The 19,289-nt window shown below is 70.1% G+C and carries 19 protein-coding genes, 1 pseudogene and 1 riboswitch; of the genes and pseudogenes, 10 read left to right on the forward strand and 10 right to left on the reverse strand.

The genetic code is table 11. The features are described 5' to 3' along the window. The 3 genes from ACGFWE_RS02420 to ACGFWE_RS02430 form a co-directional block, all read right to left on the reverse strand. Window positions 1-828: an EamA family transporter gene (locus tag ACGFWE_RS02420; RefSeq protein ID WP_393597275.1), complete on the reverse strand. Its 828-nt coding sequence runs from the start codon at window positions 826-828 to the stop codon at window positions 1-3. 54 nt (window positions 829-882) lie between these two features. Then, window positions 883-1,068, reverse strand: coding sequence for a hypothetical protein (locus ACGFWE_RS02425; protein ID WP_007386663.1), 186 nt, complete (start codon window positions 1,066-1,068; stop codon window positions 883-885). A 135-nt stretch (window positions 1,069-1,203) separates the two neighbouring features. Further along, a complete protein-coding gene (locus tag ACGFWE_RS02430; protein ID WP_393597277.1) occupies window positions 1,204-2,364 on the reverse strand; it encodes an ROK family protein in 1,161 nt (386 codons plus the stop codon). A 167-nt stretch (window positions 2,365-2,531) separates the two neighbouring features. Here ACGFWE_RS02430 and ACGFWE_RS02435 point away from each other — a divergent pair, with 167 nt between their 5' ends. From ACGFWE_RS02435 to ACGFWE_RS02450, 4 genes are read left to right on the forward strand one after another with little or no spacing between them, the layout of a single operon-like run. After that, window positions 2,532-3,497, forward strand: coding sequence for a carbohydrate ABC transporter permease (locus ACGFWE_RS02435; RefSeq protein ID WP_393597279.1), 966 nt, complete (start codon window positions 2,532-2,534; stop codon window positions 3,495-3,497). 16 nt (window positions 3,498-3,513) lie between these two features. Next, the gene (locus tag ACGFWE_RS02440) at window positions 3,514-4,452 is read left to right on the forward strand and encodes a carbohydrate ABC transporter permease (RefSeq protein WP_393597281.1); all 939 of its coding nucleotides are present in this window, start codon (window positions 3,514-3,516) and stop codon (window positions 4,450-4,452) included. A 10-nt stretch (window positions 4,453-4,462) separates the two neighbouring features. Beyond that, window positions 4,463-5,803, forward strand: a complete 1,341-nt coding sequence (locus tag ACGFWE_RS02445; RefSeq protein WP_393597283.1) for an ABC transporter substrate-binding protein — start codon at window positions 4,463-4,465, stop codon at window positions 5,801-5,803. 29 nt (window positions 5,804-5,832) lie between these two features. Continuing rightward, window positions 5,833-7,035: a Gfo/Idh/MocA family protein gene (locus tag ACGFWE_RS02450; RefSeq protein WP_393597285.1), complete on the forward strand. Its 1,203-nt coding sequence runs from the start codon at window positions 5,833-5,835 to the stop codon at window positions 7,033-7,035. Window positions 7,036-7,064: 29 nt separating this feature from the next. Here the strand turns inward: ACGFWE_RS02450 and ACGFWE_RS02455 are convergent, their stop codons facing one another. Then, window positions 7,065-7,760, reverse strand: a complete 696-nt coding sequence (locus tag ACGFWE_RS02455; protein WP_352384953.1) for a L,D-transpeptidase — start codon at window positions 7,758-7,760, stop codon at window positions 7,065-7,067. 103 nt (window positions 7,761-7,863) lie between these two features. Continuing rightward, complete coding sequence (locus tag ACGFWE_RS02460) at window positions 7,864-8,667, reverse strand: SDR family NAD(P)-dependent oxidoreductase (RefSeq protein WP_393597288.1); 804 nt, start codon at window positions 8,665-8,667, stop codon at window positions 7,864-7,866. Between the two features lie 267 nt (window positions 8,668-8,934). On the opposite strand from ACGFWE_RS02460, the gene ACGFWE_RS02465 reads away from it, so the two are divergent. Further along, window positions 8,935-9,102 carry a hypothetical protein gene (locus ACGFWE_RS02465; protein ID WP_393597290.1) on the forward strand — a complete coding sequence of 56 codons (168 nt, stop codon included), beginning with the start codon at window positions 8,935-8,937 and terminating at the stop codon, window positions 9,100-9,102. A gap of 1 nt (window position 9,103) precedes the next feature. Here the strand turns inward: ACGFWE_RS02465 and ACGFWE_RS02470 are convergent. The 3 genes and pseudogenes from ACGFWE_RS02470 to ACGFWE_RS02480 all read right to left on the reverse strand — a co-directional run bounded on the left by ACGFWE_RS02470 (window position 9,104) and on the right by ACGFWE_RS02480 (window position 11,828). Beyond that, window positions 9,104-10,019 (reverse strand): annotated as a pseudogene (locus tag ACGFWE_RS02470) (SDR family oxidoreductase). 94 nt (window positions 10,020-10,113) lie between these two features. Beyond that, a complete protein-coding gene (locus ACGFWE_RS02475; RefSeq protein ID WP_393597292.1) occupies window positions 10,114-10,743 on the reverse strand; it encodes an MBL fold metallo-hydrolase in 630 nt (209 codons plus the stop codon). After that, window positions 10,743-11,828 (reverse strand): S-(hydroxymethyl)mycothiol dehydrogenase, encoded by a 1,086-nt coding sequence (locus tag ACGFWE_RS02480; RefSeq protein WP_352384943.1) that lies wholly within the window; start codon window positions 11,826-11,828, stop codon window positions 10,743-10,745. The genes ACGFWE_RS02475 and ACGFWE_RS02480 overlap by 1 nt, the downstream gene beginning before the upstream one ends. Before the next feature lie 328 nt (window positions 11,829-12,156). Between ACGFWE_RS02480 and ACGFWE_RS02485 the strand changes: the two genes are divergently transcribed. After that, a complete protein-coding gene (locus ACGFWE_RS02485) occupies window positions 12,157-13,911 on the forward strand; it encodes an ABC transporter ATP-binding protein (protein ID WP_393597294.1) in 1,755 nt (584 codons plus the stop codon). A gap of 60 nt (window positions 13,912-13,971) precedes the next feature. Here the strand turns inward: ACGFWE_RS02485 and ACGFWE_RS02490 are convergent, their stop codons facing one another. Then, a complete protein-coding gene (locus tag ACGFWE_RS02490; RefSeq protein ID WP_352384939.1) occupies window positions 13,972-14,262 on the reverse strand; it encodes a hypothetical protein in 291 nt (96 codons plus the stop codon). A 172-nt stretch (window positions 14,263-14,434) separates the two neighbouring features. On the opposite strand from ACGFWE_RS02490, the gene ACGFWE_RS02495 reads away from it, so the two are divergent. The 3 genes from ACGFWE_RS02495 (at window position 14,435) to ACGFWE_RS02505 (ending at window position 17,172) form a co-directional block, all read left to right on the forward strand. Then, the gene (locus ACGFWE_RS02495) at window positions 14,435-14,800 is read left to right on the forward strand and encodes a nuclear transport factor 2 family protein (protein ID WP_352384937.1); all 366 of its coding nucleotides are present in this window, start codon (window positions 14,435-14,437) and stop codon (window positions 14,798-14,800) included. An 89-nt stretch (window positions 14,801-14,889) separates the two neighbouring features. Then, a riboswitch (ZMP/ZTP riboswitch) is annotated at window positions 14,890-14,972 on the forward strand. Window positions 14,973-14,994: 22 nt separating this feature from the next. Continuing rightward, window positions 14,995-15,846 (forward strand): bifunctional 5,10-methylenetetrahydrofolate dehydrogenase/5,10-methenyltetrahydrofolate cyclohydrolase, encoded by an 852-nt coding sequence (locus ACGFWE_RS02500; protein ID WP_352384935.1) that lies wholly within the window; start codon window positions 14,995-14,997, stop codon window positions 15,844-15,846. A gap of 102 nt (window positions 15,847-15,948) precedes the next feature. Beyond that, entirely contained in the window at window positions 15,949-17,172 is a 1,224-nt protein-coding gene (locus tag ACGFWE_RS02505) for a glycosyltransferase (RefSeq protein ID WP_393598909.1), read from the forward strand. Window positions 17,173-17,193: 21 nt separating this feature from the next. Here ACGFWE_RS02505 and ACGFWE_RS02510 read toward each other — a convergent pair whose 3' ends face one another. Further along, window positions 17,194-17,856 carry a TetR/AcrR family transcriptional regulator gene (locus tag ACGFWE_RS02510; protein WP_393597297.1) on the reverse strand — a complete coding sequence of 221 codons (663 nt, stop codon included), beginning with the start codon at window positions 17,854-17,856 and terminating at the stop codon, window positions 17,194-17,196. 183 nt (window positions 17,857-18,039) lie between these two features. Here ACGFWE_RS02510 and ACGFWE_RS02515 point away from each other — a divergent pair, with 183 nt between their 5' ends. Beyond that, window positions 18,040-19,284 carry a YncE family protein gene (locus tag ACGFWE_RS02515; RefSeq protein ID WP_393597299.1) on the forward strand — a complete coding sequence of 415 codons (1,245 nt, stop codon included), beginning with the start codon at window positions 18,040-18,042 and terminating at the stop codon, window positions 19,282-19,284. Window positions 19,285-19,289 lie beyond the last annotated feature (5 nt).

The following is a 19,289-nucleotide window of genomic DNA, read 5'->3' on the forward strand; positions in this document are numbered from 1 at the left end:
TCATCCCAGGCTGAGCAGGACCGTCGCGACCCCGGCCGCCAGGAGGCCCACCACCTGCTTGCAGCCCAGTCGCTCGTGGAGCAGGGCGAGTCCGAGGATCACGGGCAGGGCCGGGTAGAGGGAGGCCAGGACGACGGCGACGGCCAGCAACTGCCGCTGGACGGCGAGCAGATAGAGGATGAGCCCGAGGGCGGCGCCCGCTCCGACGAGCACGGCCTGAAGAGCTCGCACGCGCGGCAGGCGCAGCCGCCGGGGATGCCGTGCCGCAGCGGGCAGCAGCACGAGTACGGCGGCGGCCCGCCCCGCGGCCACCGGCCACAGTCCGCTGGAGGCACCGGCCTGCGCCAGGGCGATGTACTGGAGCGCGACACCGGCACTGGCCACCAGCCCGTCGGGGACTCCTCCGCCCTCGTCGGTACCGCCACCGCCACCGCACACCATCCACAGCGCGGGCGCCGAGAGGGCGATCCCCAGCCAGGCCACGGCGCTCGGCCGGTCGCCGAGCGCCACGCCGCACACCACGGAGAGGCCGACCCCGGTGACGGCGCTGACGGGTACGACCACGCTCATCGCGCCGTGACTGAGGCCGCGGTTGAGAAAATGCATGGCGGCGCCGCTGCCGATGCCCGACAGAGCACCCCACAGGAGGTCGACGGGATGTACGGCGTCAGCGGGCAGGAGCAGCGCGGCGGTGGTCGCGAGCAGCAGGCCGCCGATCTGACCGAGGAGGGTGACGGCGGCGAAGTGGACGCGACGGGACAGCAGGCCGCCGGAGAAGTCGACGATGCCGTAGCAGACCGCTGAGGCCAGTGCGAGGAGAGGGCCCATCCCGTCAGGGGTGCCCAGGGACGGGGCGGTGATACCCCGCGCGGTACGCGGGGGTCAGGCCGCCCGGACCGGCTGCGGAGCGGCGGCGGCCCACTCCAGGACGAGGCGCTGGTATTCCTCACGCTGCTCGCCGCTCAGTGTCCCGCCCGCCCGGCGCCACAGGGCCCGGATCTCCTCGTTGACCTCGTCGGCCGATCGATCGGTCACGGGTTCAACAGTGGTGGACATGGTGTGAAGCATACGGCCCTGGAAGTGAAGGCGTCGTGAGTAATCCCATCAGAGACGGACATACCGGGACCGTGTTACTGATCACGTCCGCCTGTCAAGGCGCCGGATGTCAAGGGGTGCGGCCAGATTCACACTTGGTGACCCGTTTCACACTTCGGCCACACCCAGGACCAGCACCTGGATCGCCAGTACGGCGGCTCCGCGGGCCCAGTCGTGGAAATCCGACACCCTGGTCTCCAGATCGATCGGGGCGGCCAGGGGATGGCGGTGGGAGCGGATCGTGTCCTCGACGGTCTTGCCTGCCACGTCCATCAGCCCGACGCCCTCTCCGGCGAGCATGATCTTCTGCGGCATGGCGAAGTTGGCGATCTGGGCGACCAGGACACCGAGGGCGCGCCCGGCCTCGTCGATCACGCGGGCGGGCATGGGGTCGCCCGCCGCGGCGCGGGCGAGGATCTCCTCGTAGGTGTGGTCGCGGCCGGTGGCGGCCTGCACCTGGTAGCGGATGTTGGGGATGGTGAGCAGGGAGACGGCGCTGCCGCGGTTGCCGTCGGGCGTCAGCGGCCCATTGGGGTCGATGATCCAGTGTCGCCCGAAGCCCCGGTCCTCCTCGGCGTAGGGGACGCGCCGGCCACCGAGGACCAGGCCGTAGCCGATGCCGGCGCCGATGGTGAGGACGACGAAGCGGTCGAGGCCGCGGCCGGCGCCGAACCAGGTCTCGGCCTCGACGAGGGCGGAGACGTCGTTCTCGACGACCACCGGCAACCCCGTGCGCTCCTCGACGAGTTCACCGAGGGGGACGTCCCGCCAGTGCAGGAAGGGGGACTCGCCGACCACGGCACGCTCCTGGACGAAGCCGCCGACGCCGATGCCGATACCGGCGAGCCGCGGGTACGCGCTGGCCAGTTCGCTCGTCATCTCCGCGAGCAGGTCGGCCACTTCGGCGGGGTCGTGACTGGTCAGGGAGCGGTCGTGGCGGGCGACGATCTCGCTCCTGAGGGTGGTGACGACGCCGTAGACCATGTCCTCGGTGATCTTGAAGCCGATGAAGGAGCGGGAGTCGGCGACCACGTCGAGGGGCTGCGAGGGGCGCCCCTGGCGCACCTCGGCCGGGGTGCCCGCCTCGGGGACCTCGATCAGCAGGCCCGACTCGATGAGCGGTTTCGTCAGGCGGGTGAGGCTGCCCGCGGAGAGGTCGAGGCGGCGGGCGAGTTCGGTGCGCGACAGCGGGCCGTGGACGAGCACCTCGATCGCCACCGAGCGCTCACCGGCGCTCAGGGGTAGCCAGCTGGCGGCAACTGCGGTCATGAAGGTCAGACTCCCACATGATTTCTTTCGCCATAAAATCAACACGGCCAGACTAAGGCTCCAGCAACGGCCCTGAAAAGATGTTTGCAGAGGTATTGACGCATGGATTCTTTCGCGGCAAAAGTAAGTGGCCGAGGACGAGCCACCGAAGACGAGGGAGTCTCCCGATGACCATCGCCTCCAGCAGCCCTCCGTCGCGACTGCCGCTCAGCGGCGCCGAGGGGCCACGGACCGAACCGGGCACGCAGCGGAGCTCCGGCGGGGCGAACGGGGGCGACGGGCGCCTGGCCGCGGTGTTCATCGCCCCGGCCCTGGTGGGCTTCGTGGTCTTTCTGCTCTGGCCGACGCTGCGGGGCATCTATCTGAGCTTCACCCGCTTCAACCTGCTGACCCCGGCGGAGTGGGTGGGCCTCGCCAACTACGACCGGATGATCCACGACCCCATCTTCTGGGAGTCGCTGAAGGTCACCGTGGAGTACGTGGTCATCAACATCGGCGTCCAGACGGTGTCCGCCCTCGCCATCGCCGTGCTCCTGCAGCGCCTGACGCAGTCCCCGGTGCTGCGCGGGATCGTGCTCACGCCGTATCTGATGTCGAACGTGGTCGCGGGTCTGGTGTGGCTGTGGATCCTCGACAACCAGCTCGGCATCGGCAACGAGATCATCGCCGGGCTCGGCTTCGACCGTATCCCCTTCCTCGCCGACGAGACCTGGGCGATCCCGACGATCGCCCTGATCAACGTGTGGCGGCACGTCGGCTACACCGCGCTGCTGCTGTTCGCGGGGCTCATGGCCATCCCGAACGACATGTACGAGGCGGCGAAGGTGGACGGCGCGAGCGAGTGGCGGATGTTCTGGCGGATCACCATGCCGTTGCTGCGGCCGGTTCTGGCGGTCGTGCTGATCATGACGGTGATCGGTTCGTTCCAGGTGTTCGACACGGTCGCCGTGACCACCGCGGGCGGCCCGGCGAACGCCACCAACGTGCTCCAGTTCTACATCTACCAATCGGCCTTCGGCCGCTTCCAGTTCGGCTACGCGTCCGCGATGTCGGTGGCCCTCCTGGTCGTGCTGAGTGCGATCACCGTCCTGCAGTACCGGCTCACCCGGGCCGGCCAGACCGATCTCGGCTGACCCGGAAGGAGTCGACATGACCGCCGTGACCACCACCGCGACCACGACCACGACGACACGTGTACGGCCCACCGGGCGCCGTCCCCTCTCCCCCGGCCGGGTCCTGGCCTGGACGGCGATGGGCGCGATCGTGCTCGTGACCCTGCTGCCGTTCTACTGGATCCTGCGCACCGCGCTGTCCACCAACTCGGGCCTCGCCGCCCACGCCTCCGATCCGCTGCCGGTGGACCCGACCGGAACCGGATTCGCCCGCGCCCTGGGCCTGGAGTCCACGAAGGACGCGATCGCGCAGGGCGGTGCGGGCGGCGGACTGAAGTTCTGGCGCTATCTGCTCAATTCGGTGATCGTCTCCACCCTGGTGACGGTCTGCCAGATCTTCTTCTCCGCGATGGCCGCCTACGCCTTCGCCCGGCTGCGCTGGCGGGGCCGTGACAAGGTGTTCGCGCTGTTCCTGGCCGGGCTGATGGTGCCGACCATCTTCACGCTGCTGCCGAACTTCGTGCTCATCAAGGAACTCGGCCTGATCGACAACCTGTTGGGCATCGCCCTGCCGACGATGTTCATGACCCCGTTCGCGGTGTTCTTCCTGCGCCAGTTCTTCATGAACGTGCCCCGCGAGGTCGAGGAGGCGGCCCTGCTGGACGGCGCCGGTAAGGTGCGGATCTTCTTCCGGGTGCTGCTGCCGATGGCCTCCGCGCCGGTGCTGACCCTGGCCGTGCTGACGTACATCACGTCCTGGAACGACTACTTCTGGCCGCTGATGGTGTCCTACAGCGACAACTCACGCGTCCTGACCGTCGCGCTGGCCATCTTCCGGGCCCAGACCCCGCAGTCCGGCGTCGACTGGTCGGGCCTCATGGCGGCGACGCTCATCGCCGCGCTGCCGATGCTGGCGCTGTTCGGGTTCTTCGCGCGCCGCATCGTGTCCACCATCAGCTTCACCGGGATCAAGTGAGGGACTTGTGATGCGACTTCGTACGCTGACCGCGCTGGCCGGCGCACTGGCCCTCTGTCTGACGGGGTGTGCGCGGAGCGGCTCCGCCGGGTCCTCCTCGAACACGGTGACGTACTGGCTGTGGGACTCCAACCAGCAGCCCGCCTACCAGGCCTGCGCCAAGGCCTTCGAGCAGCAGAACCCCGGACTGCACGTGAAGATCACCCAGTTGGGCTGGGACGACTACTGGACCAAGCTCACCGCGAGCTTCATCGCGGGCACCGAGCCGGACGTGTTCACCGACCACATCCAGAAGTTCGGCCAGTTCGCCGACCTCAAGGTCCTCGAACCCCTCGACGACCTGGGCATCGACGACTCCGCCTACCAGCCCGGGCTCGCGGCCAACTGGATCGGCCAGGACGGTCACCGCTACGGCGCCCCCAAGGACTGGGACACCGTCGCCCTCTTCTACAACAAGAAGCTGACCGACGCGGCCGGACTCACGGCGGCCCAGCTGAACGACCTCGCCTGGAACCCCGAGGACGGCGGCAGCTTCGAGAAGGCCGTCGCCCACCTCACCGTCGACAAGAACGGCAAGCGGGGCGACGAGCCGGGCTTCGACAAGAACAACGTCAAGGTGTACGGCCTCGCCACCAACGGCGGCGGCGACGGCGACGGCCAGACCCAATGGAGCACCTTCACCGCCTCCGCCGGCTGGAGCTACACCGACAAGAAGCGGTGGGGCACGAAGTACCGGTACGACAGCCCGGCCTTCCAGTCGGCCGTCAAGTGGTACTTCGGACTGGCGAAGAAGGGGTACATGGCGCCCTTCACCGACTACAACTCCCAGTCCAACCAGGCCAACACCCAGGTCGCGGCGGGCAAGGCGGCCACCGCCTTCGACGGGGCATGGATGATCTCGACGTACGCCGGGTTCAAGGGCCTCGACATGCGCACCGCGGTCACCCCCGAAGGCCCCACCGGCAAACGCGCCACCATGATGAACGGCCTCGCCGACTCCATCACCAAGAACGCCCGCAACAAGGAGGGCGCCCGCAAGTGGGTGACGTACCTCTCCTCGGACGAGTGTCAGAGGACGGTGGGCGGTTACGGCATCGTCTTCCCCGCCACCCCTGACGGGACCGCGGCCGCCGTGGCCGCCTACAAGAAGAAGGGGATCGACGTCACGGCCTTCACGAAGCCGGTCGCCGACAAGAAGGACTTCACGACCTTCTCCTACCCCATCACCAACTACGCCGCGGACGTGTACGCGTTGATGCATCCCGCCATGCAGGACATCTTCGGCAACGGCAGGTCCGTGAGCAGCCTCGACCAGACCAACGACCAGATCAACCTGATCCTCTCGCAGTGATCCCGCGACCAGTGAAGGACACACCCCGCATGACGTTCTCCCTCGGCATCGTCGGCGCCGGCCAGTTCTCCGGCCAGTTCGCCACGCTGTTCCAGGCCCACCCCGGGGTCGGCGACGTCTACGTCACCGATCTGCTGCCCGAACGGGCCGGGCAGCTCGCCTCGGCGCAGGGCCTGGCCGGCACCTTCCCCACGTACGAGGCCATGCTGGAGTCGAAGGAGGTCGACGCGGTCGCGATCTTCACCCAGCGCTGGACGCACGGCCCCCTGGTGCTCCAGGGCCTGAACGCCGGCAAGCATGTGTACTCCGCGGTGCCCATGGCCATCACCACCGAGGAGATAGCGGCGATCATCGACGCGGTCCGGGCGACCGGGCTGACGTACATGATGGGCGAGACCAGTCAGTACAACCCGGCGACCGTGCACGCCCGCAACCGGATCGCCGAGGGCACCTTCGGGCGGCTCTTCTACGCCGAGGGCGACTACGTCCACGACATGGACCTCGGGTTCTACGAGGCGTACCAGTACAGCGGCGGCGAGAAGTGGAAGGAGACCGCCAGCTATCCCCCGCTGCTCTACCCCACGCACTCGGTGGGCGGGGTGCTCGGCGCCTGGCAGACGCACGCGGTGAGCGTGTCGGCGATCGGTGTGGTCGACGACCGCGGAGACGGGGTGTTCGACAAGGAGGTCAGCCAGTTCGGCAACGACTTCTCCAACGCGACCGCGCTGTTCGAGGTGGCGGGCGGCGGATCGTTCCGTACGAACGAGTTCCGGCGGGTGGGCTACCCCTCCCACATCAGGGAGTCGCGCTTCCGGTTCTTCGGCACGGAGGCGAGCATGGAGCAGCTCGCGACGGTCGCCCTCTGGCAGGACAAGAAGGGCGTGCAGGACATCAGCGAACTCCTGGAGCCCAAGCCCACCATGGCTCCTGACGACCCTTCACTCCAGCACATCGCACCGGATCTGCGGGCCGCGTTCACGTCCGGGTCGGCGCCGGTGCACGACCGGGCGCGCCTGCCGCGGGAGTTCGACCACCTGCACAACGGCCACGAGGGCAGCCACCACTTCCTGGTGGACGACTTCGTGACCGCGGTGAACTCCCGCACCCTGCCGTCGGTGAACGCCTGGGTGGCGGCCCGTTACACCCTGCCGGGCATCGTCGCGCACGACTCCGCGCGGCAGGGCGGGGCAAGGCTGGAGATCCCGGACTTCGGGGACGCGCCTGACGCGTGACCGTGCCCTCGCGCCGGGCGCCTGGTGTCTCAGGTGCCCGGCTTGCGGCCGTACACGAAGACGTCGTCGCCCTTCTTCAGGAGCGACCAGTACTTCTTGGCGTCCTTGGGGGTCATGTTGGTGCAGCCGTGCGAGCCCGGCGGGTTCCACATGCTGAGGTTCACCGAGTGGAATGCCTGGCCGCCGTCGAAGAACTGGCTGTAGGGCATCGGCACGTTGTAGATGTTCGACACGTGGTCGATGTCGCGCCAGTAGATCTTCTTCAGGCCGGTGCGGGTCTCGTAGCCGTCGCGGCCGGTGCGGACCGGGACGGGGCCGTAGACGAGCCGGTCGCCGTCCTGGATCCAGCTCAGCTGGAGGGTGAGGTTCACACAGGCGATGCGGCCCTTGTTCGTCGGGCACTTGCCGTCCCGGTTGGGGTTCGAGCCGACGGCCTTCTGCTTGTTCATCAGGTCCATCACACCCCAGGTGACGGACCCCGCGTAGCCGATGTTCGGTGAGATGCCGTGCTTGGTCTGGAAGGCCTTGATCGCCTTGCAGTCGGCGGCGGACTGCCTGCCGTCGACCGGGCGGCCCAGGAACTTCTCCACCTTCTTCTGGTACGGCCCCGCCTGCGTGGTGCAGCTCGCCGCCTGCGCGGGCGCGGCGCCCAGCACGAGTGTCAGCGGTGCGACGAGTCCGGTGATGCCGAGTGCGATGGCACCCCGTCTGCGTATGTCCCCCATGGCCCTGTCCCCTTCATAGGTCCTGCGATCTCTTACCTCTAGACAGGTCTCCGAGCCACTTCGTTGTACCCCGGGGAGTGCTGGGACGGAACGGTGACAAATCTCATGACGAAGACCCCCGGCCGGGATGGACCGCCGTGTGGAAGCCGGTGTTGACCGCGGTGAGTCCTCCGTCGACGACCAGTGTCGTGCCGGTGATCCACGCCGCGTCCGAGGAGGCCAGGAAGGCGACCGCGGCGGCGATGTCCTCGGGTTCACCGACCCGGCCGAGAGGATACAGCCGCTGCAGCTCGGTGAGCTCGCTCTCGCGCCCTTCCCAGGCGGAGGTGCGGACCGTGCCCGGGACGACCAGGTTGACGCGCACCCCACGCGCGGCCGCGTGCCCGGCGAGGGTACGGGTCAGGGAACCGAGTCCCGCCTTGGCGGCGCTGTAGGCGTGGTTGCCGAAGTCCTGGAGGCCGTTGACGGAGCCGATGCTGACGATCGCGCCGCGGCCCGAGGCGACCAGGTGCGGGAGCGCGGCCCGCGAGCAGCGGTACGGCCCGCCGAGGGTGACGTCCAGGTCACGCGCCCACTCGTCGTCCGAGTCGTCCTCGAAGAGCGGGGTCTCCGGGGTGCACCGGGCGGCGCAGTTGACCAGGACGTCGAGCGAGCCGAACGCGTCGACGACATGGGCGACCGCTGCCTCCACCGCCGTACGGTCCGCCACGTCGCACTCCGCCGCCCGGGCGGTGAGACCCTGGTCACGCAGGCGAGCGGCGGTGTTCTCGACCCCCGGCCCGTCGCGGTCGGCCAGCACGACCCATGCCCCCTCCTCGGCGAGCCGGCGGGCCGCCGCCGCGCCGATCCCGCGGGCGGCGCCCGTGACCAGAGCCGCGTATCCCTCGAAGCGCTTGGTGTGGGTCATGGGCCGAAGATAGCCCGTCGGTGATCAACGGGGCAGATACCGTGCGTCCATGGCCGCGTTCATACAGCAACTCCCCGCGCTCATCGGTGTCGTCATCGGCGCACTCGGTTCGCGGAGTACACGGCCAGCCGCCGCTCCTCCCAACGGGCCGCCTTTCACGGTGAAGGCGCGCGGTCGCTGCGCACGACCGCCACATACGGGAGGCCGCCCCGCTGCCGGCGGAGTCCACGCTCGCCCGGGACCCGGACGGGGAGGCACTCCTTCAAGATGGAGCAGTTCCTGCGCGACGGGACGCGCGATCCGGCGGCGTGGCGGGCGCTGCTCGAGCGGCATCGCAACGGGCGGGACGGCTACTACGCCGCCGTACGCGACGACCTGGCACTGCCACCGGGCCTCGCGGTGCGGTGGCAGCTGCCGCCGGTGCGCCCCTCCTGATCTAGCGGTAACCCGTCACGTCCGCCGGCTTGCCCGCGTCCTGGACCTCGACCATGTACCGCCAGGCGTCGGGACGGCTGCCGTCGACGTCAGTGAAGCCGTACGTCCGGGCGAGCGAGCCGCTGTCGAGAGACGTGCCGTTGAAGCGGGCCACCTCGGGGTCGGCGGCCAGCGCGGCGACGGCCCGGCCCACATAGCGCGGGGTCTCCGAGATGGCGAAGTGGGGGACGCGGCCGAGGGCGTCGCGCCAGTTGTCCTCCCGCACCCCGAAATGGTCGAGCATCATCTCCGAGCGCAGCCAGCCCGGGGTCAGGGCGACGGCGGTGGCGCCGCGCGGGCCGAGTTCGTGGCCGAGGGAGAAACGCCATGCGCAGGACGGACGTCTTGGCGAGGTCGTAGAAGAAGGAGACGCGGTAGTTCTCGCGGTTGTAGGCGTCGGTTCCGTCGGTCATCTCGACGACCAGGCCGCCGGGCCGGCGCAGCAGCAGGGGCAGGGCGTGGTGACTGGTGATCGCATGCGTCTCGATCGCGAGCCTGAGCAGGCGCAGGCCGTTGTCGAGGTCGTGCTCCCACACCGGGCTGTCCCATGCGAAGAGGTGTTCACCGCCCCAGATGTCGTTGACGAGGACGTCGAGGCGGCCCTGCTCGCCGGCGATCCGGTCGACGAGCGAGCGGACCTGCGCGGGGTCCAGGTGGTCGGTGGGTACGGCGATGCCCCGGCCGCCGGCCGCGGTGACGAGGTCGGCGGTGTCCTCGACGGTCTCGGGGCGGTCGTACTCGGAGCGGCGGGCCCGGGTGCTGCGTCCGGTGACGTAGACGGTGGCGCCCGCCGCCCCGAGCTCCACGGCGATACCGCGCCCGGCTCCCCGGGTCGCCCCGGCGACCAGCGCGACCTTGCCCTGCAGCGGCTGTGACATGTCCGACCTCCCGTTGTGCCCGATGTCTCTTCGAGCATGACCGGGAAGCCGGACAACCTCTGTCGTGATTTACGAGCAGGTCACCCGGTCGGCGTCAGTGACCGCGGTCGATCCATTCCTGCAGGTGCGGCGCCTCGGCGCCGATCGTGGTCGGGTCGCCGTGCCCGGTGAGGACCTTCGTCTCGGGCGGCAGGGCCAGCAGGCGGTCACGGATCGAGTCGATGATCGTCGGGAAGTGGGAGTAGGAGCGTCCGGTGGCGCCCGGACCGCCCTGGAAGAGGGTGTCGCCGGTGAAGACGGTGCCGAGGCCCGGGTCGTAGAGGCACACGGCGCCCGGCGCGTGGCCAGGGGTGTGCAGCACCCTGAGATCGGCGCCCGCGGCCTCGATGACATGGCCGTCGCGCAGATGGGCGTCGGGGTCGCGGTCGGGGTGGGTCTGCTTCCACAGCGGCAGGTCGTCGGGGTGCAGCCAGATCGTGGCGCCGGTGCGGTCGGCGAGGGCGGGTGCGGCGTCGATGTGGTCGTTGTGGGCGTGGGTGCAGACGATCGCGGTCAGCCTGCGGTCCCCCACCGCCTCCACGATGGCGTCGGCGTCGTGGGCGGCGTCGATGACGATCGCCTCGTGGTCGTCACCGACGATCCAGACGTTGTTGTCGACGTCCCAGGTGCCGCCGTCGAGGCTGAACTGCCCGGAGGTGACGAGACGTTCGATGCGGACGGACATCAGAGCACCACCACCGAGCGCAGGACGTCGCCGTGGTGCATGCGCTCGAACGCCTTCTCCACCTCGTCGAGTTGGATGGTCTCGCTCACGAACGCCTCCAGGTCCAGGCGGCCCTGCAGATGCAGGTCGATCAGCATGGGGAAGTCGCGGGAGGGCAGGCAGTCGCCGTACCAGGACGACTTGAGGGAGCCGCCGCGCCCGAAGACGTCGAGGAGCGGCAGCTCCAGCTTCATCTCGGGGGTGGGCACGCCGACGAGGACGACCGTGCCGGCGAGGTCACGGGCGTAGAAGGCCTGCTTGTACGTCTCGGGGCGGCCGACCGCCTCGATGACGACGTCGGCGCCGAAACCGCCGGTCAGCTCGCGGATCGCCTCCACCGGGTCCGTGTCCTTGGAGTTCACGGTGTGGGTCGCGCCCATCGTGCGGGCCTTCTCCAGCTTCCGGTCGTCGATGTCCACGGCGATGATCTTCGCCGCGCCCGCGAGGTTCGAGCCGGCGATCGCCGCGTCACCGACGCCACCGCAGCCGATGACGGCGACGGTGTCGCCCCGGCCGACGTTCCCCGTGTTGATCGCGGCGCCGATACCGGCCATCACGCCGCAGCCCAGGAGCCCCGCGACGGCGGCCGACACCGACGGGTCGACCTTGGTGCACTGTCCGGCGGCGACCAGCGTCTTCTCGGCGAAGGCGCCGATGCCCAGGGCGGGCGAGAGCTCGGTGCCGTCGGTGAGGGTCATCTTCTGCTTCGCGTTGTGGGTGTTGAAGCAGTACCAGGGCCGCCCGCGCAGACAGGCGCGGCAATTGCCGCACACGGCACGCCAGTTGAGGATCACGAAGTCGCCGGGCGCGACATCGGTCACCCCCTCGCCGACCGACTCCACGACACCGGCGGCCTCGTGGCCGAGCAGGAAGGGAAAGTCGTCGTTGATCCCGCCCTGCTTGTAGTGCAGGTCGGTGTGACACACCCCGCAGGCCTGTACCTGGACGACGGCTTCTCCCGGCCCCGGATCGGGCACCACGATCGTCTCCACCCGTACCGGCTCGTCCTTGCCGGGTGCGATCACTCCGCGTACCTCCTGCGCCATGGTCCTGACCCTTTCCGTCGCCCGGTGCACGTCCCTTCGACCCTACGCGCGACTGATCGGTAACGGCACGGCAGACCGGGAACCGCCGGGCCCTTCCGCGCGGCGCCGGCCCGAGGGCTCTCTGTTCGCGCCGGTGACCTCCCCCTGTGGCCACCGGCGGGGCGGTGTCCGGGCGGCCGCCGTCCGGATCTCGGGATCGCTCAGCCACTGCGGCAGCTCCGTCTCGCTCATCTCGATCACGCCGTCCCGGTCGCATCCTGGTCCGCGCCGCGCGGGAACGCGGACGTAGCCTGAAGGCTCCGCACGCCGTCGGGCCCGAAGGAGCACCGTGAGCAGCACCGAGACGGAGACCGGCCTTCCCACCTGGCGGCTGCTCCTCGGATACGTACGGCCGCACCGGTGGACCCTGCTCGCGGGTGCCGTGCTGTCGCTGCTGACGGGCGCCACCGGTCTGCTGCTGCCGCTGGTGGCCCGGGAGTTGATCGACGACCTGTCCCACGACCGCACGATCACCGGCGCGTTGCTCGTCATGTCGGTGCTGGTGGTAGGCAACGCGGCGGTGGGGGCGCTGGGTTCGTATGTGCTGCGGCGCACCGCGGAGTCGGTGGTGCTGGGTGCGCGGCGGGCGCTGTCGTCGTATCTGCTGCGCCTGCGCATCACGGCCGTGGACCGCACCGAACCCGGCGACCTGATGGCGCGCATCACCTCGGACACCACCCTGCTGCGCGAGGTCACCACCGACTCGCTCGTGGGCCTCGGGACCGGCGGGCTCACTCTGGTGGCGACCGTGGTGATGATGGGCCTGGTCGACCCGGTGCTGCTGGGCGTCACGCTGGCGGTCATCCTGGTGGCGGGCACCGTCCTCGGTGTGATCGTGCCACGCAGCAACCGGGCGAGCCGACAGGCCCAGGACGCCGTCGGCGTGATGGGTGCCGCACTGGAACGCATCCTCGGCGCGCTGCGCACGGTCAAGGCGTCCGGCGCCGAGCACCGGGAGGAGCGGACGCTGCACGCGGCGGCCGAGGAGTCGTGGCGGCAGAGCGTGCGGGCCGCCAAGTGGTCGGCGGCCGCGGGCAATACGGCAGGGCTGGCGATGCAGATCGCGTTCATCACGGTGCTCGCGGTGGGCGGCGCGCGGGTCGCGACCGGTGCCATCGAGGTCGGCACCCTGGTCGCGTTCCTGCTGTACGTGTTCTATCTGATGTCGCCGATCCAGCAGGTAGTCGGTGCGATCACGCAGTACCAGACGGGAGCCGCGGCGCTCGCCCGGATCCAGGAGGCGCTGCGGCTGCCCGCCGAACCGGCCGCGCCGCCCGCGCCGTTGCCCGCCGACGGGGCCGCGCCGGCTTCCGTCGCCTTCACCGACGTCCGGTTCCGGTATGCCGACGATCTGCCGTACGTCCATCACGGAGTGACCTTCGAGGTGCCCGCGCGGGGCATGACGGCGTTCGTCGGGCCGTCTGGCGCGGGCAAGACGACGGTGTTCTCGTTGATCGAGCGGTTCTACGACCCCGAGGCCGGGGTCGTCACCCTGGACGGCCGGGACCTCGCGGCGTGGGATCTGCCTCAACTCCGGTCCGCCATCGGGTACGTGGAGCAGGACGCGCCCGTCCTGTCGGGGTCCCTGCGGGAGAATCTCCTGCTCGGGAATCCGGACGCGGACGAGGACGCGGTGGCGCGGGTGCTGAAGACGACCCGGCTCGACGGTCTGGTGGCCAAGCTGCCCAGTGGGCTGGAGACGCTGGTCGGGCACCGGGGGACCAAGCTGTCGGGTGGGGAGCGGCAACGGGTGTCGATCGCACGGGCGTTGCTGCGGCGGCCTCGGCTGCTGCTGTTGGACGAGGCCACGTCCCAGCTGGACGCGGTGAACGAGGCGGCCCTGCGGGACACGGTGGCGGATGTGGCGCGTACGACCACGGTGCTGGTCGTCGCGCACCGGTTGTCCACGGTGACGATGGCCGACCGGATCGTGGTCATGGACGCGGGGCGGGTCCGCGCGGTGGGGACACATCGGGAACTGGTCGCCGGGGACCCCTTGTACGGCGAACTCGCGGCGACGCAGTTCCTTTCCACGGCGGGCTGAGCGGACATGCGTCGAGGGCCGCCCGGTGATCCGGGCGGCCCTCGTCTGCGTGCGGGAGGGTCAGTGGACGGCCGGCACCAGCCCGGTGACGGGGGCGACGAGACCGGTGAGCTGGCCCAGCTGGTTCAGGTCGTTGAGCTGGTTGAGGCCCGCCAGCTGCCGGGAGACCGACGGGATCTCGCCCTGGTGCTCCGCGGGGATGCTGCTCGCCGCGAGCGAGTCGATCACGGTGACCGGGTTGAGCCCGCCGCCCGGGGCGGCCATGTCGGCCGCGTTCGCGAGGGGGGCGGTGAGGCCGGTGACGCCGACGGCGAGACCGACTGCGGCAACGATACGTCGAGTTGAGATCATGTTCTCAGCAACGCGGGGCGGCCCCTCACGGACACGGCCTGCCGACGCCCCTCACCCGTCAGGCGGAGCACCCGGTCTGCGCTTGCCGTGGCCGCCGCGGCGGAGGAGTCTCGAAGAAACAGGCCCTACGCGGTCCGCTCTCGTCGGGCCGCGGCCTTCGAAGGAGGTCACCATGGGCACCGCGGCAAGCTCCGGCTTCACCACCGAAACACTGCGCAACAGCATCGAAGGAAACTCTGCGGCGAATGTTCTGTCGCTCTACGCGGACGACGCCGAGATACGCGTCGTGGACCGCAACAGCCAACCCAGTCACCCCACCGTGCTGCACGGCAGGGACGAGATCAGCGCGATGCTGGACGACGTCTACAGCCGCGACATGACCCACAAGCTGGAACAGTGCGTCATGGACGGCGACCACGTCGCCTTCAGCGAGTCCTGTCGCTACTCCGACGGGATGCGCGTCCTCTCCGAGTCGATGCTGACGCTCCGGGACGGCAAGATCGTCGAACAGACCATGATCCAGGCCTGGGACGAGTAGCGAGAAAGGTGCCGAGGGTCCAGATCACGCCCCGGCTGACCTGGACCTCCCCCGGCACCGACCGAGACGTGGCGCGTCGGTTACTGTGCTGTCCGGGCCGTGACTGGCGCTGAGGTGGAGCACCACCGGGGAGCGGTCCGCACACTCGATGCCGTGCGCCTGGGCGATTCCTTCGATCGGCTCAGGAGTGGATCATGTCCCAGGCACGGCTCATAGAGGGCACCGCGCTCGCCCGGCGCATCGTCGAGGACACCGCCAAGCGGGCGGCCGGCCTCACCGGGCGCACCGGACAGGCGCCCTGTCTCGCGACGGTGCTGGTCGGCGAGGACCCCGCGTCCGTCACCTACGTCCGGATGAAGCGCAACCGCTGCCGCACGGCCGGTATCGAGTCGCGGCACGTGGAGCTGTCCGCGGCCACCACCACCGAGGAACTGGTCGCCACGCTGCACAACCTCTCGGACGACCCCGCCGTGCACGGCATCCTGCTCCAGCACCCGATGGGCCCGCACATCGACGAGCGGGCCGCGTTCGAGGCCATCGCCCCGGAGAAGGACGTCGACGGGGTCACCTTCGCCTCCTTCGCGACGATGAGCTTCGGGCTGCCGGGCTTCGTCTCGTGCACGCCGGGCGGAATCATGCGGCTGCTCGACGAGTACGGCGTCGACCCCGCCGGGAAGCGGGCCGTGGTCGTGGGCCGCAGCGCGATCCTCGGCAAGCCGGCCGGCATGCTGCTGCTCGCCCGGGACGCCACGGTGACCTACTGCCACTCCCGTACGGCGGACCTGTCGGCGGCCGTACGGGAGGCGGACATCGTGGTCGCCGCGGTGGGCCGGCCCCGGCTGATCCGGGGCCAGGACATCAAGCCCGGCGCGGTCGTGATCGACGCCGGCTACAACGCGGGGAACGTCGGAGACGTCGACTTCGACTCCGCGGTGGAGCGGGCCTCGCTGATCACGCCGGTGCCGGGCGGGGTCGGTCCGATGACCATCGCCACACTGCTGGAACAGACCGTGCAGGCAGCGGAGGCGGCCGCCCGGAAGAGCTGAGCCGGCTCAGCGTCGACAGGCGAGAACTGGCCGATGTGAACGGGTCGTTCGTGCGGGAAGGCAGGGCCCGGCGCCATACTGTCGGTCGTGCGGGTAGCGATCATGACAGCGGGTTCCCGGGGCGATGTGGCCCCGTTCACCGGGCTGGGGCACGGACTGGCGCAGGCCGGGCACGAGGTCACCCTGGTCACCCACGGCCGCTTCGAACCGCTCGCGGCGCGGGCCGGCATCGGCTTCCACGCCCTGCCGGTCGATCCCCGTACCGAGCTGGAGTCCTCGCGCGGTCGGGCCCTGCACCGCAGCAGGACCGGCGTGGGCAAGCTGGCGCGGGTGGTCATGATGGCGCGGGCGCTGGCGGTGGAGATGGCCGACGACCTGGTGGCCGCCGCCCGGGTGAGCGACGCCCTGCTCCTGTCCGGATCGGTGGCCCCACTGGGCCACGCCGTCGCCGAGGGCCTGAGCCTGCCCAGCCTGGGCCTCAATCTCCAACCCCTCGCGGCCACCCGGGAGTTCGCGCCACCGCTACTGGGCACCGGCTCCTGGGGCCGCCCGGGCAACCGGCTCGCCGGGCTGGCCCTGAACCTGGCGGTGGAGCAGGTCTTCGCCGCGGCGCTCCCCTCGGTACGGTCCCGGCTGGGCCTGCCCCCGACGGGCCCGGCCGCGGCACTGCGCACCCGCGAACGGCAGGCCTGGCCGGTCCTGCACGGCTTCAGCCCACGAGTGGTCGCCCGGCCCCGCGACTGGCGGTCCGGACTGGACGTGGCGGGCTACTGGTGGCCGTACGACGGCGACGCGCCGTTCTCCGACGACCTGCGGAGGTTCATCGAGGCGGGACCGCCCCCGGTGTTCGTGGGCCTGGGCAGCGCGACCGTGCCCGATCCCGCGCGGACCAGCGCCGAGATCGTGCGGGCGCTGCGCCGGGCCGGTCTGCGCGGAGTCGTCCAGCGCGGCTGGGCGGACCTGTCGGCGACGGGCGACGACATGCTGACGGTCGACGAGGTGCCGCACTCCGCGCTGTTCCCGAGGATGGCGGCGGTGGTCCATCACGCGGGCGCGGGCACGACGGCCGCGGGCCTGCGCGCCGGGGTTCCGGCGGTCCCGGTGCCGATCCAGTTCGACGAGAGCTTCTGGGCGGCGAGGCTGGTCGCGCTGGGCGTGGCGCCGCGTGCCGTACCGCTGAGACACCTGACCGCCGACTCGCTGGAGGCGGCCCTGGTCCAGGTGACGCGGGACGCCGGGTACCGGGAGCGGGCGCGGGCACTCGGGGTGCACATCCGCGGGGAGGACGGCGTGACGCCGGTGCTGGAGGCCGTGGACAGGCTCTGAGGCACCCGCCCGCCGACCCGCTCACGCCCGAACCGGCTCCCACCCGGGTGGCCGCAGGATCCCCAGCAGCTGCCGTACCAGCTCCTCCACCACCTCGTCCAAGGTCGCGTCCACCCACCCGGCGTTCCAGTCGTGCAGCAGCCCGTTCACGCTGCCGATGAACCCGGTCGCCGCCAGCCGGTAGTCGCGCGGGGCCGCCTCCCCCCGCGCGACGGCCCGGTTCGCCTCGGCGCACACCAGATCCACCCAGTGCGCCCGACGGGCCAGCCGCTGCTCCTCCAGCCGCGCGCTGACGCCGATGATCTCCACGAACGTGATCCGTACCCGGCGGGAATCGGAGGTGACGTTCGCCGCGTACGCGCGGAAGATGGCGGCCGCACGCTCGGCGAGCGGCAGGTGGTCCGCATCGGTCACCGCGGCCACCACGGCCGCCGTCGCCCAGTCGTTGACCTCCAGGTGAAGCTCGGCCAGGACGTCCTCGAGGGTGCGGAACTCCTCGTAGAACTGGCGGGTGGACAGGCCCGCGGCCTCGCTGAGGGCCGCGACGGTCGTGGCGCGGTAGCCGGGAGTGTCCCCGAAGAGCTGGAGTGCCGCGTCCAGGAAACGGCGGCGTCGTTCGGCCTGCCGCTCGGCGGCCGTCTTGCCGCCGTAGCGACCGGTCGGGGCCCTGAGCCTGCCCGTCACCGCACCTCCCACCCGGGCCGGAGCGTCCGACCTCCCGTATGAGCGCAATTTTGTCGTGTACGGAGTCTTGTGGAGAAGGGCCCCCCTTCCTTACTTTGCAGTAAGTTCAATCTGAAAGTACGCGTCTTCAGTTTTGCCTCCTTGGCATGCCCCCGTCATGAGCCGCCCAGAGGGAGATCCGTCATGCCTGTTCTCAAGCCCAGACACCTGTGTGCCATGGCCGCCGCCGTCGTCCTGACCGTCACCGCCCCCGCGACCGCCGCCTCCGCCGCGGACTCCGCCGCTCTGCGCGAAGTGCTGTTCGTGGCCAACAACTGGGACGGCACCGCCGACGTCATCAAGTCCTCCGGCGACCTCGCGAAGATCGGCCGGATCAACGTCATCCCCGACAAGGACGCGCGGATGGCGGAGATCAACGCGAATCCGATCAAGTGGATCTACTTCATGGCGATCCGCAACAGCGTCGGCGAAGGCCACGACCAGTTCGCCGACGACATGTACTCCACGCCGGACGGAAGGTCGGTGGTCGTCTCACGGCCGAGCTTCGCGGACGTGGTGTCGATCGACCTGGCCACCGGGAAGGTCAACTGGCGCTTCCCGGTCTCGGGTTACCGCGCGGACCACATGGCGGTCTCCCCCGACGGCACCCGGGTCGCGGTGTCCGCCTCCACCGCGAACACCGTGCACGTGCTGAACATCAACACGGGGCAGCAGCTCGGCTCGTTCGCCACCGGCGACAAGCCGCACGAGAACATCTTCACCAAGGACGGCAAGTACATCTGGAACATGGGGATCGGTGACGTGAACACCGACTCCGACGCGCCCTGGCTGGACTGGACGAAGGGCGACCGGCACATCACGGTGGTGGACGCGACCACCTACAAGCAGGTCAAGACGATCGACATGCGGGACAAGCTGGACGCGATCGGTCTCACGGACTACTCCGACGCCGTCCGCCCCGCCGTGTTCTCGCCGGACGAGTCCAAGCTGTACTTCCAGGTGTCGTTCTTCAACGGCTTCTTCGAGTACGACGTCGCCACCGACAAGATCACCCGTACGAAGACCCTGCCGAAGAACCCGGCGACCAGCGACGACCGCACCACCATGGTCAACGACTCGCGCCATCACGGCATTTCGATGAGCCCGGACGGCAGCAAGCTGTGTGTCGCGGGCACGATGGACGACTACGCGACCGTCGTGAACCGCACCACCCTCCAGGAGGGCCCGCTCGTCCCCGCCTCGAAGCCCTACTGGGCCACCGTCAGCGGTGACGGCAAGAGCTGTGTCGTCTCGGAGAGCGGGGCCGACCAGGTCACCGCGATCGACTTCGCGACCGGGCAGAAGACGGTGTCCGTGCCGGTGGGCGACCACCCGCAGCGGGTGCGCCTCGGGCACGTGGCCGCCAACTGGACGAGTCCCTCCTCGTAACGGCT

The sequence above is a fragment of the Streptomyces sp. NPDC048523 genome (genome assembly GCF_043199815.1).
GTDB lineage: Bacteria > Actinomycetota > Actinomycetes > Streptomycetales > Streptomycetaceae > Streptomyces.